At 59.8% G+C, this 18,193-nt stretch carries 19 protein-coding genes and 1 tRNA gene; 15 read left to right on the forward strand and 5 right to left on the reverse strand.

What is annotated here, in order from left to right; all coding sequences use genetic code 11:
* Positions 1-125 precede the first annotated feature (125 nt).
* The 13 genes from LARV_RS16240 (at position 126) to LARV_RS16300 (ending at position 13,164) form a co-directional block, all read left to right on the forward strand.
* On the forward strand, positions 126-605 hold the full coding sequence (locus LARV_RS16240; protein WP_075074625.1) for an NADH-quinone oxidoreductase subunit J: 480 nt from the start codon (positions 126-128) through the stop codon (positions 603-605).
* Positions 602-913: an NADH-quinone oxidoreductase subunit NuoK gene (locus tag LARV_RS16245; protein ID WP_075074626.1), complete on the forward strand. Its 312-nt coding sequence runs from the start codon at positions 602-604 to the stop codon at positions 911-913. Before LARV_RS16240 ends, LARV_RS16245 begins: the two co-directional genes overlap by 4 nt.
* Positions 914-916: 3 nt before the next feature.
* Positions 917-2,665, forward strand: coding sequence for an NADH-quinone oxidoreductase subunit 5 family protein (locus LARV_RS16250; RefSeq protein WP_075074627.1), 1,749 nt, complete (start codon positions 917-919; stop codon positions 2,663-2,665).
* Positions 2,666-2,667: 2 nt separating this feature from the next.
* Entirely contained in the window at positions 2,668-4,191 is a 1,524-nt protein-coding gene (locus LARV_RS16255) for a complex I subunit 5 family protein (RefSeq protein WP_075074628.1), read from the forward strand.
* Positions 4,192-4,206: 15 nt separating this feature from the next.
* Positions 4,207-4,518, forward strand: a complete 312-nt coding sequence (locus LARV_RS16260) for an NADH-quinone oxidoreductase subunit A (protein WP_075074629.1) — start codon at positions 4,207-4,209, stop codon at positions 4,516-4,518.
* Positions 4,519-4,544: 26 nt separating this feature from the next.
* A complete protein-coding gene (locus LARV_RS16265; protein ID WP_083522761.1) occupies positions 4,545-5,009 on the forward strand; it encodes an NADH-quinone oxidoreductase subunit B family protein in 465 nt (154 codons plus the stop codon).
* Positions 5,010-5,017: 8 nt separating this feature from the next.
* On the forward strand, positions 5,018-5,518 hold the full coding sequence (locus LARV_RS16270) for an NADH-quinone oxidoreductase subunit C (RefSeq protein WP_075074631.1): 501 nt from the start codon (positions 5,018-5,020) through the stop codon (positions 5,516-5,518).
* A 4-nt stretch (positions 5,519-5,522) separates the two neighbouring features.
* Complete coding sequence (locus tag LARV_RS16275) at positions 5,523-6,704, forward strand: hydrogenase large subunit (RefSeq protein WP_075074632.1); 1,182 nt, start codon at positions 5,523-5,525, stop codon at positions 6,702-6,704.
* Entirely contained in the window at positions 6,701-7,636 is a 936-nt protein-coding gene (locus LARV_RS16280) for a complex I subunit 1 family protein (RefSeq protein ID WP_075074633.1), read from the forward strand. The genes LARV_RS16275 and LARV_RS16280 overlap by 4 nt, the downstream gene beginning before the upstream one ends.
* A 12-nt stretch (positions 7,637-7,648) precedes the next feature.
* Entirely contained in the window at positions 7,649-8,077 is a 429-nt protein-coding gene (locus LARV_RS16285) for a 4Fe-4S binding protein (RefSeq protein ID WP_075074634.1), read from the forward strand.
* Entirely contained in the window at positions 8,013-8,525 is a 513-nt protein-coding gene (locus LARV_RS16290) for a hydrogenase maturation protease (protein ID WP_075074635.1), read from the forward strand. The genes LARV_RS16285 and LARV_RS16290 overlap by 65 nt, the downstream gene beginning before the upstream one ends.
* A gap of 78 nt (positions 8,526-8,603) precedes the next feature.
* Positions 8,604-10,604 carry a hypothetical protein gene (locus LARV_RS16295; protein WP_152031830.1) on the forward strand — a complete coding sequence of 667 codons (2,001 nt, stop codon included), beginning with the start codon at positions 8,604-8,606 and terminating at the stop codon, positions 10,602-10,604.
* 64 nt (positions 10,605-10,668) lie between these two features.
* Positions 10,669-13,164, forward strand: a complete 2,496-nt coding sequence (locus tag LARV_RS16300) for an ATP-binding protein (RefSeq protein ID WP_083522638.1) — start codon at positions 10,669-10,671, stop codon at positions 13,162-13,164.
* Between the two features lie 138 nt (positions 13,165-13,302).
* On the opposite strand, the gene recR is transcribed toward LARV_RS16300, so the two are convergent.
* The 5 genes from recR to LARV_RS16325 are packed head-to-tail and all read right to left on the reverse strand — an operon-like array spanning position 13,303 to position 16,928.
* Positions 13,303-13,914, reverse strand: a complete 612-nt coding sequence (recR, locus tag LARV_RS16305; RefSeq protein ID WP_075074638.1) for a recombination mediator RecR — start codon at positions 13,912-13,914, stop codon at positions 13,303-13,305.
* A gap of 8 nt (positions 13,915-13,922) precedes the next feature.
* The gene (locus LARV_RS16310) at positions 13,923-14,264 is read right to left on the reverse strand and encodes a YbaB/EbfC family nucleoid-associated protein (protein WP_075074639.1); all 342 of its coding nucleotides are present in this window, start codon (positions 14,262-14,264) and stop codon (positions 13,923-13,925) included.
* A 45-nt stretch (positions 14,265-14,309) separates the two neighbouring features.
* Positions 14,310-15,950, reverse strand: a complete 1,641-nt coding sequence (gene dnaX, locus LARV_RS16315; protein ID WP_075074640.1) for a DNA polymerase III subunit gamma/tau — start codon at positions 15,948-15,950, stop codon at positions 14,310-14,312.
* A gap of 4 nt (positions 15,951-15,954) precedes the next feature.
* Positions 15,955-16,404, reverse strand: coding sequence for a DnaJ family domain-containing protein (locus LARV_RS16320; protein ID WP_075074641.1), 450 nt, complete (start codon positions 16,402-16,404; stop codon positions 15,955-15,957).
* Between the two features lie 26 nt (positions 16,405-16,430).
* A complete protein-coding gene (locus tag LARV_RS16325; protein WP_075074642.1) occupies positions 16,431-16,928 on the reverse strand; it encodes a lamin tail domain-containing protein in 498 nt (165 codons plus the stop codon).
* 70 nt (positions 16,929-16,998) lie between these two features.
* Between LARV_RS16325 and LARV_RS16330 the strand changes: the two genes are divergently transcribed.
* Both LARV_RS16330 and LARV_RS16335 read left to right on the forward strand, forming a co-directional pair.
* Entirely contained in the window at positions 16,999-17,475 is a 477-nt protein-coding gene (locus LARV_RS16330) for an NYN domain-containing protein (RefSeq protein WP_075074643.1), read from the forward strand.
* 516 nt (positions 17,476-17,991) lie between these two features.
* Positions 17,992-18,065 (forward strand) — tRNA-Arg (locus LARV_RS16335).
* Positions 18,066-18,193: the final 128 nt, after the last annotated feature.

Here is an 18,193-nt window from a genome sequence, read left to right on the forward strand (position 1 = left end):
ACCAATCAACAATTCAGGAAAGAGTACATAAATTCTGATGACACTTACCACGTGACTTCTGGAAGTCATCAAGTTATACAAAATAGGTCCCATATTATTATTTCATCCCTCAAGGAGGTCGTCCCATGTGGCAAATCCTCATCATGGTGGGAATTCTGCTGTGCGCCATTATGGCGATCCGCACGCATCGTTTGCTGGTTTCAGCGATCTGGCTGGCCGGCACGAGCGCCCTGGTCGCCCTGTTCCTTTATCTTCTGGGCGCACCAGAAATTGCCGTCATCGAACTGAGCGTGGGCGCCGGCTTGGTCACCGTGTTGTTTGTCTTTGCAATCAACATTTCCGGTGAAGAAGCCATGGCAGCTCACCCGTTGATTCCCCGTCCTTTGGCGTGGGCTATCATCACTGTTTCTATTCTTTTGGTAGGCTGGTTGATGCTGCCCGGCGTGAATGTCGCCATGCCAGCGTTGCCAACCGGTGATCTGGGCACTACCTTGTGGCAATCGCGCAGCCTGGATGTCTTCTTGATGGCCGTTTTGATCCTGGCCGGCGCGCTGGCCATGCTGGGTTTGCTGGCCGAAGACAAGAAAAAAGAGGTGCACGAATGACACCATCCATTCCTGTGATCGCCGGCATCGTCATTCTTGGCCTGGTCGGCATCGGCCTGTATGCTTTGCTGGCCGTCCGCAACCTGATCAAGGTCATCATCGCCCTGCAAATCATGGTCAAGGGCGTACTGGTGGCCTTCATTTTGGCTGGCAGCCTGCGCGGGAATATCGCTCAGGCGCAAAGCATGGCGCTCGTGGTCATCGTCGCAGATACCATCGTAGCCGTCGTTGGTCTGGCATTGGCCATTCAAATCCGCCGCCATACTGGCACGCTGGATACCAAAGCGCTCACCACCTTGCGGAGATAAGCCATGGCAGCCATACTTTTATCCCTCACAATTGCAATTCCCTGGTTGGGTGGGCTGGTCGTTTGGCTGGCCGGCAACGGCCATCCCAACTTCAAGCACTATGCTGCCGTCGCCTTTGCTTTGCTGGCCGGCGGCGCCGGCGTCGCCCTGATTCCGTACAGCACGAGTCAGGTCGCGATCAGCATCCCGGTCGGCGGCGTTTTTGGTAATTTCACCTTCATCGCCGACGGGTTGGGCGTCTTCCTCACCGTGGTCGCCACGGTGGTCGGCTCTCTGGCCGTTATTTTCTCGGTCGATTACATGCGCGGCGAAGAGCAGCTCGGCCGTTACTACGCCATGGTGCTGTTCTTCATCGGCGGTATGTCCGGCCTGGTGCTCACCAGCAACCTGCTGCTGGTCTTCCTGTTCTGGGAAATTACCGCTCTGTGCTCTTATGCTTTGATCTCGTTCCATAACGATGACCCCAAGGCAGTGGCCGGCGGCATCAAAGCCCTCATCATCACCCAGTTGGGCGGCATCGGCCTGTTGGCCGGCGCGTTGCTGCTTTATTCGGCCACGGGTTCGGTTGATTTCAATGCACTCATCGCCAATCCCAGCCTGATGCCCGGAAATCTGCTGGCCATCATGGCCTTCGGTTTCCTGGTCGCCGCGGCTGCCAAATCCGCTCAGTTCCCCTTCCAGACCTGGTTGCCGGACGCAATGGAAGCCCCGACCCCCATCAGTGCGCTCATCCATGCGGCCACCATGGTCAACGCCGGCGTCTACCTGATGGCGCGCTTCTATCCGGCCTTCAAGGGTGTGCCGGGTTGGACGATGGCCGTCCTTCTGGTGGGGTTGATCACCGCGTTGATGGCTGCCGTCATGGCCCTGGTTTCGAATGATCTCAAACGCGTGCTGGCCTACTCCACGGTAAGCCAATTGGGCTACATGTTCTACGCCATCGGAGCCGGCGGCATTTACGCCAGCCAGTTCCATTTGTTCAGCCACTCCATCTTCAAGGCGCTGCTCTTCCTCGGCGCAGGCGCGGTCATCCACTCGGTGGGCACCCGCGACATGCGTGAGATGGGCGGCCTGGGCAAGCAAATGCCGCTCGTGCGCGCCGTCTTCATCATCGGTGGGCTCGCGCTGGCGGGCATTCCCATCTTGAACGGCTTCTGGAGCAAGGAAATGATCCTGGAAGCCGGGCTTAAGGGCGCGCCGATGTGGACGTACGTCCTCATGTTGATCGGCGCCGGCATCACTGCCCTGTACACCTTCCGCTGCATCTGGATGGTCTTCTACGGCGAACCGCACTCCGAAAAACACGTTCACGATGCCGGTCCCGCCATGAAAGTGGCGCTGATCCCGCTGGCTTTCGCCACGCTCACCTCCTGGCTGTTGGCCGGGCCGTTTGGCAAGCTGCTGGGACCCAATACCCTGCCCTCGCATGGCATCGAAATCACCTCGCTGGGCGAAGTCGTCCACGAAGTGCTCAGCGTTCCGACTTTGGTCGCCCTGGTGGTCATTGCGTTGGGTTTGGCGGCCTGGTGGTGGCGTGAGAAGCTCTCCGGGCTTTCCAATGCGCTGCAAGGCATTGGTCGGGCTGCTGCCAACAGCTTCGGCTTCGAAGCCATCAACCACGGCATCGTCAAAGGCACGCAAGACTCGGCCGAGGCGCTGCGGGTGACGCAAACAGGCTTACTTAACTGGAACATCTTTGGCATCGTTGCCGGGCTGGTCCTGGTCCTGGCGATTGTTATCTTCGGAGGGTAGCCATGGATGCAAACACCGCTTTTACACTGGTTCTCGGGCTGCCCCTGGTAGCTTCTCCGATCGTATATCTGGTCGGGCGTCTCTGGGCGCGCCAAAACGGCAGCTCCAGCAATGCCAATCCGGCCCGCTGGCTGGCGATCCTGGCGCTGCTGGCTGCGGGCGTCTTCACTTACTTTGCCGGAGTTGGCGCGACTGCCACGTACACCGGCATCACCCTGACCTTTGGGGACCTCAGCCTGACCATGGACGGTCTTGGGCTGTTCCTGACGGTCACCGTCCTGGCGTTGGGTTTGATGGCCACCCTCTACTCGACCAAATACATGGAAGCCACAGTCGGCGAAGAAAAATTCTACGCCCTGTTGGTCGCCATGATCGGCGCCATCATCGGCCTGGGCTGCGCCACGGACGTGTTCAACATGTGGCTGTGGTTCGAGCTCATGGCCGTCACCTCCTACTTCCTAGTTGCCTTCTACCGCGATCAAAAGGCATCCCTCGAAGCCGGCATCAAATACCTGGTCCAGAGCGCCACCGGTTCGACGCTGGTGATGCTGGGGCTTGCCCTGACGTTTGCCGCCACCGGAACCATGCGTTTCGACCTGCTGCGTCAGGCGGCTCAATCCGCCAATCCGCTCCTGCTGGCGGCCGGCGCGTTGTTCGTCATCGGTTTTGGCGTCAAATCCGCCCTCGTTCCCCTGCACACCTGGCTGCCGGACGCGCATTCGCAGGCGCCCAGCGGCATTAGCGCCATGCTTTCCGGCATCGTCATCGAAGCCGGTTTGGTGGCCATGCTGCGCTCTCTGAGCTGCCTGTATGCCACCAGCACCAGCCATATCTGGGGCATCCTGCTCCTTGTCTTTGGCGCGCTGAACCTGCTGGTCGGCAACCTGATGGCCCTGCGCCAGACCGAAGTCAAACGCCTGTTGGCCTACTCCAGCGTCAGCCAGGTCGGCTACATGCTGCTCGGCTTTGGCATGGCTTTCACCTACGGCGCCGCCGATGGCGCGGTGGGCGGTTTCTTCCACCTGTTCAACCATGCGCTGATGAAGGGCCTGGCCTTCCTTGCGGCCGGCGCCCTGCTGTATGCACTCTACATCGCCAACGACCGCCACGGCGCGTTGACGCTGAATGACCTGAACGGCGCCTCCCGGCGCTACCCGGTCACGGCGTTCTGCCTCAGTCTGGCGGTTCTGGCCCTGGGTGGGCTGCCTCCGCTGGCCGGCTTTATGTCCAAATGGCAGATCTTTGCCTCCGGTTTCGAAACGGGCAATACCGTGGCCATCGCCCTGGTCATCTTCGCGGCGCTCAACAGCGTGCTCTCCCTGGGCTACTATGCGCCCATGGTCAACCGACTGTACCGTAACGAGCCATCTCAAACCGTCCTGGAAGGTAAACCGATTTCAGCCTGGATGGCAGCGCCGATGATCCTGCTGGCGCTGGCAATCGTTGTGATCGGCGTCTGGCCTTCATTGCTCACCGAACTTACCAGCCGGGCGGCGCTCAGCCTGTTCCTGCTGATGGGCGGCTAATCGAGGAGAAAAACAATGGATATCTTGTTAACCCCGCCGCTAGCATTTCTAATCTACATCCCGCTCGTCCTGGTAATCTACTGGATTGGCATGCGACTCGCCGGCCCGACGAAGGAAAACGCCGTCAAGAGTTCGGCTTACGGTTCGGGTGAAGAATCCCCCACCCGCTCGGCCGCACCCGGCTACAGTCCCTTCTTCGTCATCGCGCTCTTCTTTGCCATCTTACACCTGGGCATGTTGGTGTTGGGTCTCGGCGATTTCAGCACCACCATGGTTCCTTTCCTGGTGGGGCTGATGCTGGCCCTGGTTGCCCTCCTGTTGGGTTGAGTGGAAAGGACAGAAAAATTATGGATATGCAAGTCAAAACTCCCTCAAGTCCAATGCAGAAAGTCATGGATGGTCTGCGAGCCTGGGCGCGCATCAATTCTCCCTGGGTAATTCATTACAACAGCGGCTCCTGCAATGGGTGTGATATCGAAATTCTGGCAACCTTAACCCCACGCTACGACCTGGAACGATTTGGCGTCAAGCTGGAAGGCAGCCCCCGGCATGCGGATGTGCTCCTCACCACCGGTCCGGTAACCCTCCAGAGTCGCGACAGGCTGTTGCGCATCTACGAACAGATGCCGGATCCCAAGTTCGTTGTGGCAATCGGATCGTGCGGCCTGTCGGGCGGCGTGTTTCACGATTGCTACGGCATCGTTGGCAGCATCGACGAAGTTCTCCCTGTCAGCGCTTACATTCCCGGCTGCCCGCCACGCCCCGAAGCCATCATCCAGGGCGTCGTGGCGCTGCTGCAAAGTCTGAAACCGAAATAGGAGGCAGCATGGATATCGAAACTCGTTTACAAACTGTTGAAAGCCTGCTGCAGCCCTGGACCGCTACTGCAACGCACCCCGAAGCGAACCGCTGCGACGTGGTGATCGATAGCCAGCATCTTCATGCAGCCGTCCAGGCGCTGAAGGAAGTCGGCTGGGGATACCTCTCAGCCATCAGCGGATTGGATTGCGCGGCGCCCGCGCCTGCCGAAGGCCAGCCGGCCGTGGAAGGCCATCTGGAAGTTCTCTATCACTTCTGCGACGGTCCCGCCGTACTCACGATCCGGGTCAGCCTGCCATATGCCGACGCCATCCTTCCCAGTGTATGTGATCTGCTGCCCTACGCCACGCTCTATGAACGCGAACTCATGGAATTGCTCGGCGTTCGCATCGAGGGCACCCCGAACAGCGACCGTCTGGTCCTTCCCGATGAATGGCCTGACGGGGTTTACCCGCTGCGCAAAGCCTTCACCGGCTTTGCTGCGCCGGCAACCGAAGGAAAGGAGTAAACCAATGGCTGTACAGGAATCGAACCAGAAATTTATCGTCCCCATCGGTCCGCAGCATCCGGCTTTGAAGGAACCGGGACATTTCGAGTTCACCGTGGATGGTGAAATCGTCACCGGCGCCTCAGTTCGCCTGGGCTACGTCCATCGCGGCATCGAAAAAGGCACTGAAGACCGGAACTGGACCCAAAACATCTATCTGCTCGAACGCATCTGCGGTATCTGCTCCCACATTCACGCCACCGCCTACACCGAAGGCGTGGAACAGCTCGCCAAGGTCGAAGCGCCCCCGCGCGCCCAGGCCATCCGCACGCTGGTCGCTGAACTCGAACGCATCCACAGCCATTTGCTCTGGTTGGGCGTGGCCGCCCATGAAGGTGGTTTCGACACGCTCTTCATGTACTCGTGGCGCGACCGCGAAACGGTCATGGACATCCTCGAGACCATCAGCGGCAACCGCGTTCACTATTCGGCCAATGTACTGGGCGGCGTCAAGTTCGACATCGACGACAAGCAGCGCGACATGATTCTCAAGGGGATCGATTTCCTTGAGCAGCGCACCCACCACTACATGAAAGTCGTCACCACCGATGAAACCTTCCTCGGGCGCACGCGCGACGTGGGCACGATGACGAAGGAACAGGCCATTGCGCTCGGCTCGGTGGGTCCCACGGCGCGCGCCTCCGGCGTGACCATCGACATCCGCGACTCGGCACCGTATGCCGCCTACAAAACCTTCCCCATCAACGTCATCACGGACGAAAACGGCGACTTGCTGGCGCGCTTTGTGGTGCGTCTCAAAGAGCTTTATGAGTGCTACCGTCTGGTGCGTGAAATGCTGGATCACATGCCCGAAGGTGAGCTGACCACGCGCGTCCCGCGCCGAATTCCGGCCGGTGAAACCATCAGCCGGGTCGAGGCGCCGCGCGGCGAGCTGTTCTACTTCTTGAAGAGCAACGGCGGTGAAAAGCCCGAGCGCGTCAAAGTACGCACCCCCAGCCTGTGCAACTGGTCTTCGGTGATCAACTTCGCCGTCGGCCACAAGCTGGCGGATATCCCCATGATCCTGGCCGGCATCGATCCGTGCTTCTCCTGCAACGATCGCCTGATTAAAATTCGCCGCGCCAATGACGCCCAGGTATGGACCTGGGAAGACTTACGCCAACACGGAATCGAGTATTACCGATGAACCTACCACTGCCCTCCATCGTACTGCTTTTGTTCTTCCCCGGTGGTCTTTTCCTGCTGGCCAGTGGTCTAGCTTACGAATGGGCCGACCGCAAGCTGGTGGCCCGTTACCAAAACCGCATTGGCCCGCGCTGGTTCCAGCCCCTGGCAGATGTGTTCAAGCTGCTCTCCAAGGAAGAGATCGTCCCGGCAGGCGCGCATGTCGGCCTGTTCCACGGCCTGCCCATCGTTGCCCTGGCTTCGGCGCTGACTGCCGCGCTGTACGTGCCGATGGTCGGTTTCAACGCTTCCTACAGCTTCAAGGGCGATCTAGTCGTCGTCTTCTACCTGCTCAGCGCGATGACCATTTGTATCGGTCTGGCGGGCGCGAACAACATCTCGCGCTTCTCCATCATCGGCGCCACCCGTACCCTCACCCAGATCTTCGCCTACGAAGCGCCGTTCCTGCTGGCGTTGTTGGGTCCGGCCATCGCCGCGGGCAGTTGGAATATCAGCGAAATCAACGCCTACGCACACGAAAATGTCTGGCTGATCGTCGCCCAGCCGATCGGCTTCCTGGTTGCCCTGGTGGGTCTGATGGGCAAGCTGGAACTGCCGCCCTTCGATGCACCTGAAGCCGAGACCGAAATCGTTTCCGGAGCGCTGACCGAGTATTCGGGCCGCGGCCTGGCGCTCTTCCGCATCGGCAAGGATGTCGAACTGATCATCGGACTGACCCTGATCGCCACCTTCTACATGGGCGGTCTGACCAATCCGCTGGATTGGCTGTGGAAAACGGTGGTTCTCCTGCTGGTGGCCGCCGGTTTACAATCATTGTTTGCCCGCCTGCGTATCGATCAAACCGTGGGCATGTGGTGGCGCGTTGGCGCGCTGGTCGGCCTGCTGCAACTGCTGGCCATCATCGTCGGCCGCCTGGTTGGCCCGCTGTTCTAAGGAGGGATAAACATGGCTATTGGTGCGATGTTTGGTGATATCTTCAAATCGCTCTTCAAACGCCCGGTGACGGAATTGTATCCGTTCCAGCGAAAACCTGCGCCTGAGCACCTGCGCGGTAAATTGATCTGGGACCCCGGTAAATGCTCCGGTTGCCAGTTGTGCATCAAGGACTGCCCGGCCAACGCCATCGAGCTGATCGTCCTGGATAAGGTCGCCAAGAAATTCGTGATGCGTTATCACGAAGACCGCTGCACCTTCTGCGCGCAGTGCGTGCAAAGCTGCCGCTTTGGTTGCCTTCAGATGAGCAGCCAGGAATGGGAACTGGCCCAGTTGGAACGCAAACCGTTCGAAGTCTATTATGGTAAGGACGAGGATGTCCAATTCCTGCTGGAGCGAGCTGCTCGCGCAGAAACTGGCGACGCTGAGTGCGGCGCTTGATCGTTCGCCGCGCCTGGCGCTGCTGGGCATCGGCAACGAACTGAATGGAGATGATGCGGCCGGGGTGCTGGTGGTGCGCGGATTGATGGCGCGCCTGGCCTCCCGGCCGCACCTTTTACTGTTGGAAGCCGGCCTGGCTCCCGAAGCCTTCACGGCGCCGCTGCGGCGTTTTGCGCCCGACTGCGTCATCCTGATCGATGCCGCCCTGCTAGACGATACCCCCGGCGCGGTGATGCTTGTCGATTGGCGCCAGACCGACGGTCTGAGCGCCACCACCCACACTTTGCCGCCCTCCGTGCTGGTCAAATTCCTTCAGCATGAACTGGGCTGCGCGGTGGAGCTGATCCTGATCCAACCCGAAGACATCGAGTTCGACCATCCGGTCACGCCCGGGGTTCTGAAAGCCGTCGATCACACTGTCACGGAGCTGGCTCGATTGCTCGCCTGAAATTCTGACAAAAATATAAATACCGGTTTGGGCGTGCTGTGGAAACTTCCAATGTATAATTCCTTCGGGAGGCAACCATTGAAGAATCCACGCACACGAAACCTGATCATCGGCCTGAGCGCAATTCTCTGGCCGTTTTTCATTTTACTGTTCTATTACGTCAGCCACAAACCCTTCACGCCCGAAATGGCGGGCAGCCTGATTACCGGATTGTGGCGCCTGCTGTTGGGTCTGATCCTGGTGGCGGTCTCTGGCGCGATCGGTCAGCGCGTTGCCCCTCTGGAGGATCTGCCCCGCCTGGTGCGCCTGAGCATCCAGGCCGCCCTCGGCCTGGGCGCCTTTGCGCTGGTCATCCTGATCCTCGGCTCGACCGTCGGCCTGTATCCCTGGCTGCTGGCGCTGCTGCCGGTGATTACCGGCGTACTCCTGCGCCGATCGCTGCTGACCTGGCTGCGTCAGGCGGCGGCGCTGCGTGATCTGTGGCGCGAAAGCGACGGCTTTGGGCGCACGGTGGCCATCCTGTGCGGCCTGCTGCTGTTGAACGCCCTCATCGTCGCCATGGCTGCTCCGCTCAAGTTCGATGCGCTCGTATCGCACCTGGCGCTGCCGCAGGCCTATCTCGAGGCTGGCCGGGTGCAATATCTGCCCTGGCAGGTGATGAGCGGCATGCCGCAAAACGCCGAGATGCTCTTCACCTGGGCCATTGCCCTTGGCGGGCTTCCCGCCGCTGCTGTGTTGGGCTGGTGGGTGGCGTTGCTGGCGGTGGTCGGATTGCTGGGTTATTTCAGCCAGAAGCTGAACGTGCGCTCCGCCTGGGTGGGTGCAGCCGCTCTGCTGGCCGGTTTCTCCCTGGTACTGCTGGCCGCCTGGGGCTACGTGGACTGGCTGGCGCTGCTGTTTGGGTTCTGCACGTTGGTATTGCTGGACCGCTGGCGGCGCAGGCTGGACGACCTGTCCCTGCTGCTGGCCGGCGCCTTCATTGGCCTGGCGATGGGCACGAAATATACCTCCGCCGTGCTGGCCGTGGCCGGGGCGGCCGGGTTGGCCTGGCACATCTGGAAACGCCAGGTCGCCTGGCGGGCCGGCTTGCTGGATGCGCTCAAATTCGGCGGCGCGGCGCTGGCCGTTTTCCTGCCCTGGTTGCTGAAAAACCTGTTCACCACCGGTAACCCGCTGTATCCCTTCCTCTTCGCTTCCGGCGCGATGTCTTCCCTGCGCCTCGAGGTCTACCAGAGCGTGCCCTCCTACGGCAACTGGTTGGATTTCTTCTTCCTCCCGCTGCGCGCCACTTACCTGGGCGTGGAAGGTGGGGACGGTTACATGGTGGCTCTGGGGCCGCTGCTGCTCGGCTTTGGGCTGTTTGCCTGGCTGGGTCGCGAACGGCGCACGCCCGAACAGCAGAATACGCTTGAAAACGCGGCCGTTCTGGCCATTTCCGGCCTGCTGATCTGGGCAGTCGCCAACCGCGTTTCGGGCAACCTGATCCAGACGCGATATTATTTCACCCTTTTCCCCGCCTTTACCACGCTGGCTGCCTTTGGCTATTGGGGCTTGAGCCATGTCTCCCTGCCCCAGGTGCGCCTGAACCGCATCTTTACCGCGCTGGTCTTGTTGGTTCTGGCCTTCAATTTGATCGAGGTCAGCGCTTTCACCTGGAAGAGCGGCGCTCCGCAGGCCGCGGCCGGTTTGGAGAGCCAGGAGGATTACCTGGCGGACAACCTGGGCTGGTACCAGCCCGCCATGCAGGCGGTTAAAGAACTGCCGGAGGGCAGCCGGGTGCTGATGCTCTACGAGCCGCGCAGCCTGTACTGCGCCCCGGCCTGTTCGCCGGATGAAATCCTCGACCGCTGGAAGCGCGACCTGAACGGGTTCGGCGACCCGCAGGCGATTCTCAGTTCCTGGAAGCAAAACGGCTATACGCACGTGATGGTCTACTCCGCCGGCATCGACTACCTGCGCACCGCGCATGACCCCCACCACCCGCTCAGCGATCTGACTGCGCTGGATGCCTTCCTGGCGGGCCTGCCCGCGCCGCAGACCTTCGGCGACGTGTACGCCCTGTACACCCTGCCGCACTGATCCGACTGCTCATCCCGGTTTTCGAGTATAGTTAATCATATCGCACGCTTTTTGGGAGGTTATTGTGGATCCGAAGAATTTCTACCTGGGACGCATCTATGATCCGGCACAACACAAAGCCACCGATCAATCCTTTTTATACGACCCGGCCAACCTGACCACGCATGCCATCATCACCGGCATGACCGGCTCGGGCAAGACCGGCCTCGGCGTCGGCATGCTCGAAGAAGCCGCGCTCAAGGGCATCCCGGCCATCATCATCGATCCCAAAGGCGATTTGACCAACCTCCTGCTGCACTTTCCGGATTTCAAACCCGGCGATTTCGAACCCTGGTTGGACCCCGAAGCCGCCCGTCGGGAGGGAAAGACCCTCGACCAACTGGCGGCAGACACCGCGGCGAGCTGGAAGACGGGCCTGGAAGGCTACGGCATCGGCCGCGAGGATATGCTGGCGCTCCAAAATTCAGCCCGGTTCACCATTTTTACCCCCGGATCGACCTCCGGCGTGCCGATCAACGTGCTTTCTTCTTTTGCCGCCCCGGACGTGCCCTGGGAAGATAACCGCGAGACGCTGCGTGAAAAGATCAGCAGCATGGTCACCGCGCTGCTGGGATTGGTCGGCCTGACCGATCTGGATCCCCTGCGTTCGCGCGAACATATTCTGGTCTCGAATGTCATCGAAAACGCCTGGAGCCAGGGACGATCGCTGGACCTGACCAGCCTGATCATGGAAGTGCAGAAACCGCCCTTCGACCGGCTGGGCGCTTTCCCGCTGGATTCCTTCTTCCCCGAGAAGGACCGCTTCGAACTGGCCATGCTTTTGAATAATTTCCTGGCCTCGCCCAGTTTTGAATCCTGGCTCGAGGGAATTTCGCTCGACATCGGCGCGTTGCAGACCTCATCGGACGGCAAACCCCGCCACAACATCTTTTACCTGGCCCACCTCAGCGAAAGCGAGCGCATGTTCTTCGTCACGCTGCTCTTTGCTGCCATCGAATCCTGGATGCGCGCCCAGCGCGGCACCAGCGGCCTGCGCATGCTGGTCTATTTCGATGAAATCATGGGCTATCTGCCGCCGGTGGCCAATCCGCCTTCGCGTACCGTGATGCTGCGCATGCTCAAGCAGGCCCGCGCCTTTGGCGTCGGCCTGGTTCTGGCCACCCAGAACCCGGTGGATGTGGATTACAAGGCGCTCTCGAACGCCGGCACCTGGATGATCGGCCGCCTGCAAACCGAGCAGGACAAAAATCGCCTGCTGGACGGTCTGCGCTCGGCCAGCGGCGCCAGCGACATCAACGCCATCGACAAACAGATCTCTGCGTTGGACAAGCGCGTCTTCCTCGTCAACAACGTCAATAAGGCCAGCCCGCAGCTCTTCACCACCCGCTGGGCGATGAATTACCTGGCCGGCCCATTGATGCGCTCCCAGATTCCGGCCCTCAATCAGTTGGCGGGCATCCAGCCCTTCGGCAAAGCTTCCCAGGCGGCGCCGTCAGGTACGCCCGATGCAACCAAGGCGACCTCCCCAACCCCGGCAGCCGCTCCGGTTTCACCGCGCGGCGCAGCTCTGACCAGCACGCGCCCGGTGGTGCCGTCCGGCGTCTCCGAATACTTCCTGCCGCTCGATTTGAGCTCCGCTGAGGCCCTCCAGGCCGCACGCCAACCCACCGGCGCCCAGGTGAAAGCCGTTGTCTATCGACCGGCATTGATCGCCCAGGCTGAAGCCCGTTATGTGAACACCCGCTACCGCCTGGATACTTCCAAGCAATTTGCGTGCGTGATCGACGATTTCGAAAGCATGAATGTGGAATGGGACCGCTTCATCTGGCGACCGTACAAAACCGACCAGGTGAACGACGATCCCCGCCCCCAGGCGACCTATGCCTCACTGCCCGGTTGGCTGAGCGATCCCAAGCGTTTCACCGCCCTGCAGCGCGATTTCGAGGATTGGGTCTTCCGTAACGGCGACCTCAAGGTGCGCGCCAATGAAACCCTCAAGGTCTACGCCGGCCCGGAAGTTACGACTGCCGATTTCCGCAAGTTGTGCAGCGACGCTGCCCGCGACGCCATGCAAACCGATCTGGAAAAGATCGGATTGGCTTACGACAAGAAAATGGACGTGCTCAAGGAAAAAGTCCGCAAGCAGACCAACAAAGTCGAGGAAATCCAACGCGAGGTCAGCCAGCGGACCGCAGAAGAAGTGGGCAAAGGCCTCGAAACATTGGTCGGCCTGTTCGGCGGGCGCAAACGCAGTCTGTCCGGCAGCCTGTCCAAACGCCGCATGACCGCCAGCGCCAAAGCCGACCTGGACACAGCCCGAGAAGACCTGACTGCGCTCAACAAGCAGCTCGAGGAGCTGACCGACTCACGTGAAAAAGAAGAAAAGGGTGTGGAAGAAAAGTGGGCGCGCATGGTGGATGATGAGACCGAGGTGCCGGTCAACACCACCAAGAGCAACATCTACATCGATTTGTTCGGCGTGGCCTGGGTGCCGTATTATCAGGCTGAAGCTGCCGGTCAGACGGTCGAGATCCCGGCCTTCAAGAAAGAAAGTATTTGATTTTAACGACTTACGTCGTTACTGCCGTTCCTTCGTAGTAACGACGTAAGTCGTTTCTTCCAGAGCGATAACCCTCGCCATCACAGGAAGTTTTACCTTCTTCGTAGTAACGGCGTCAGTCGTTTCTTTTCTTCGTCATCAGTTCGTCATTTCCTGGCGTCCGGATAACGCCCGCAGCAGCGTATTCTGATCGGCGTATTCCAGATCGCCGCCCACCGGGAGGCCGCGCGCCAGGCGCGTCACGCGCACGTTCAGCGGCAGCAGTTGCTGGCGCAGGTACAGGGCTGTGGCGTCGCCTTCCATGCTCGGGTTGGTCGCCAGAATCACCTCGCGCACCGAGCCGGCCTTGACGCGTTCAATCAGCGGGCGAATCTTCAGGTCATCCGGGCCGATGCCCTCGATGGGCGAGAGCACACCATGCAACACGTGATAACGCCCCGTGAAGCCCCCGGTCCGTTCCAGAGCCACCACATCCAGCGGTTCTTCCACCACGCACACCTGGGCTTCATCGCGCTGTGAACTGCCGCAAATATCGCACACGGACTGACCGGCCAGGGTGATGTTGAAGCATACCTGGCACAGGCCGGTGGCCGATTTCAAAGCAGCCAACGCGTCCGCGAGCTGTTGCGCCGAATCGTTGGTGGCGCGCAGCAGGTGAAAGGCCAGTCGCGATGCCGTTTTGGGGCCAATTCCGGGCAGCCGCTCGAAAGCGGTGATCAGGTTTTGAACGGGCTCAGGCAGGATCGGCATATTCTGGCCTAGAATCCCATGCCGGGCATGCCCCCGGCCAACGGCCCCATCCGGTTGGAGGCCAGCTCGCGGGACTGGTCCAGCGCGCTGTTGACGGCGCTCAAGATCAAATCCTGCAACATCTCCGCGTCCGCGTCTTTGAGCATTTCAGGATCGATCTCCACCGACCTGCAAACCTGCTGGCCTGTCATGACGACCTTGACTGCTCCGCCGCCCACGCTGGCGGTTACGGTTTCATCCGCCAGTTGAGCCTGCACCTGCTCCATCTGTTCCTGCAGGCGACGCAGTTGCTGCATCATACCGCCGCCCGCGCCGCCTCCGCCCGCCGGGCGGTTGAATCCCTTTGCCATACCATCCTCCGTAATTGTTCTCTCGATCCCCGTGCGGGGCATCGGTTAATCTTTATCCACGATTTTTCCGCCCAGGTTGAGGGCGGTTCCCACCATGCCGTCGGCGTCCACACCCAGGTCATCCGGCAGTGTCTTGGCCTTGGCGTTGGCCACCACACTGCTGATGAGAAGGCTGACGCCGAGCACCTGCTCGACCGCCTGGCGGGTTGCTTCCAGGTTTTCTCCGTCCATCTTCGAGCGCACCACTTCGGTGGCAAAACCCAGCACCAGGACGCCGTCTTTCAAGGTGAAGTTTTTGACCGAATTGAGCAGCCCCACAGCCTGCGGGCGGCGGGCTTTGGCCGCTGCGCAGATTTTAGCCCAATTTTGATGAATGGCCTGCAAACTGATCTCGCCGGCCGGCGCATTTGCCTGAACGGCTGCCTGCGGAGCCGCAGCGGCTTCAACCGGCGCGGCTTCAGTTTTGGGCTCCGATCTGTCAGGCCGGGGTGCGGGAGGCTCGGCCGGCTGGCTTGCCGGAGCGGGTGTGAAAGCCGGGCTCGGGCGCGAGGACCGGGCCGGTTCCGGATTTTGAACTTGCGCCGGAGTATAAACCGGCGCCGCATTGGCCGGGATGGCGAGGGTTTCGGTGAGGGCCAGTTCCAGCATCAGGCTGGGCTGCCAGCCCGAGCGGCCTTCGTTGGCCGCAGAATTGAAAACCTTGATGGCCTGCAAGAGGGTCGGCAAATCGAATTGGGATGCGTGCGCTGCCATCTGGGCGCGCATTTCGGTCGTCGCATCCACCTGATCGGCGTTGCCCATGCGAACCAGCAGCAGGCTGCGCAGATATTCAACCACCTGGCGCGCGAACTGGCGCGGATCGGTCCCGCTGTCCAGCGCTTGATGGATGAAATCAAGCCCACGATCGGCCTGGCTCGCCAAAATTGCGCCCACCAGATCCACAACCACCTGATTGGTGGCCGTGCCGAGCACTTTCTGGGCATTTTCCAGGGTAATCTTCTCCCCGGTGGAGGCGAGCTGATCCAGCAAGGATATGGCGTCCCGCATGGCGCCGGTGGATTGTCGCGCGATCAAGATCAATGCTTCTTCCTCCACCTGGAGGTTCTCGGCGGTTGCGATCGTGTGAAGATGCTGGACGATATCGTGCACCGGGATGCGGCGGAACTCGTGCCGCTGGCAGCGGGATAGCACCGTGGCCGGGATCTTGTGCACCTCGGTGGTGGCCAGGATGAAGATGGCGTGCGCCGGAGGCTCTTCGAGCGTTTTCAACAGCGCGTTGAAGGCCGCGGTCGAAAGCATGTGCACTTCATCGATGATGTAGACCTTGTAGCGTCCCTGCGAGGGGGCAAAATTGATCTTGTCTCTCAGGTCGCGGATGTCGTCCACGCTGGTATTGGAAGCCGCGTCGATCTCGATCAGGTCCAGAAAACGGCCTTCATCCACCGCTTTGCAATGCGCGCATTGGTCGCAGGGACGGTCACTCAGTTCATCCGCCAGGCAATTGACCGCCTTGGCCAGCAAACGGGCAGTGGTGGTCTTTCCCGTGCCACGCGGCCCGGAAAACAGGTAGGCGTGTCCCACCTTACCGCCGCGAATTGCGTTTTGCAGCGTGTGGACGATATGTTCCTGGCCGACCACCTGGTCCCACAATTGGGGCCGCCATTTGCGATAGAATGCCTGAGCCATGCACCTAATCCTGCAATTGAGATTCCGCAGACCGGGCGTCAGGATTTTCGCCTAACGCCGCGGCGCGTTCTTTGTCCAGATCCAGGGTACCGCGCTGAAAAACCATCGCCGGCACACGCAGGTTGTACTGGAGGATTTCACGATTGAGAAGCTCGATCCGCCTGGCGAAAAGTTCATAGGCGGTATCAAGTTCCTCGCCAGCAGTTCCCCTGTGGGCGCTGCGCAACAAGCGGTGCGCCAGCAGGCGCTTGCGTTCGATTTCCATGCCTTCTTCGATCCAGGGCAAGGTGAATCCGTTGTTCTTCAATAAGCGGAAAGCGGATCCGCAACCTTCCGCTTCGTAAGGGTTTTCATCGAGCTTGAGGGGCTTACCCTTGCCGGCCAGGCGATCGAATTCGCCGGCTTCCATTGCTTTGCGAATTTTTTCTTCCGCAATTTGATCCAATCCGCTCACAATCGCCCTTTCCATTTCATACCGATTTATGGAATACGGTAGGAGGCCTGCAACGTTCCCTGCGCATCCACCAGCGCAACCAGTTCGCCGGCTTCCCAGACGGCCTGTTTTTGACCCCAGAACAATTCGATCACCGAATCGGTTCCGCTGCGTGTATAGACGCGAATGGCACCTTTCTTGAGCGTCAGGTTGGGGAAGGTATATTCATGCCCATTCTCGTCGCGCAATTTCCAACCCGTAAGAACCAGATCGGTATCGGCGTCGCGGGTGATTTCCACCACTTCGGTTTGATAATCGCCAACGCCGAAAACATTCTCGATGGTAATCTTGCCATCCCCGGCCGGCGCCTGAGCGACGCTGGCGGGCGTGGTCTGGGTCGCGGCGGCGACATTGGTGGAGGTTTGAGCGGCCGGCAACGCCGAACTGTGCGCGTGGTCCCAGATCGTAAGCACCAGAATCGTGGTCACAGCCGAGACCAATACATTGATCAGTAAAAATGGAAGGGTGCGTTTCCATGAAGCCATAGGGTCTAATCCTGGTAGAATCATAGCACAGTTTACCGGTAAAATGGAAGGATAGGGAAGCGCAATATCCATGCCTTACCTGATCGATGGTCATAACTTAATTCCAAAATTAGCCGGCTTCAGCCTGAGCGCCATGGACGATGAAGCCCAGCTCATTCCCCTGCTGCAAACCTACAGCCGTGTGCGCCGCCAGCCGGTCGAGGTATTTTTTGACGGCGCACCGCCCGGCCAATCCGGGATGCGCCATTACGGCACCCTGACGGTTCATTTTGTCCGCCAGGGTCGGACCGCGGATGACGCCATCCGCGCCCGGCTCGACAAATTGGCGGCGGGTGCCCGTAATTATCGAGTCGTCAGCTCCGACCGCCAGGTGCAGGCCGAAGCGCGCAGCCGGCATGCCACCAGCATCTCCTCCGAAGAATTCGCCCGAGAGCTCCAGCTCGTTGTGGATGAATCACAACCTTCCGAACCAGGCCCGGGCCAGCTCAGCGACCGCGAACTCGATGACTGGCTGCACCTCTTTGGAGAGGATTCGAAGCAATCTTAAGATTTTCCAGGCGATCGTCTTTCTTATGATTGTTTAATGTTAATATTACAAATTAGGTGTATATTATCCATAAGACATCGGCTTATCGGTAAATAAAATCAGGTGTCTAGCCACAATAAAGTGGCGAATGAAGACGGTGGTTTTCCCTCCCTGAAGGTCTCCAGGCCTGTCCCCCCCAGGTCTGGAGATCCCCTTTTAATGGGGCCGGTGCGGATCAGTGGTTTTTAATGCAACCTCGAAATTACTATGGTATAGTGATTTTGCACGAGCGGCCTGCTGAAACTTCATAGCCGGGCAGCTTGCCTGGCAATTGTCTTCTGTGTGGCGCCAGCCACTATTTGGGACACTCTGGGTGCCCCACTTTCAGAAGCTTGACGCGCCATCCGCGTTTGCGGAGGCTCCTGCCCCAGGTAGGATTGACGTCGTGGAGATTTTTCTCCGAAGCAGCAGGCAGTTCGTGCTCCATTTAAACCAGTCTTGCCGGAGATTCCGGCTGATGCTATAATCCTTTCGTCCGCCCCAGTGGCTCAAGTGGACAGAGCGAGGCACTCCTAACGCCTAGGCTGAGGGTTCGAGTCCCTCCTGGGGCACTGAATGAGAATTATTCAATAACAAAACTGTAATACAACTGCAATATAACCAATCTTCCATTCGCTGGAAAGCGATGATAGAATGACTTTCGATAAACGTCTGGATGCCCCCCTCACCCAGGCGTTTA

The organism is Longilinea arvoryzae (assembly GCF_001050235.1).
Taxonomy (GTDB): domain Bacteria; phylum Chloroflexota; class Anaerolineae; order Anaerolineales; family Anaerolineaceae; genus Longilinea; species Longilinea arvoryzae.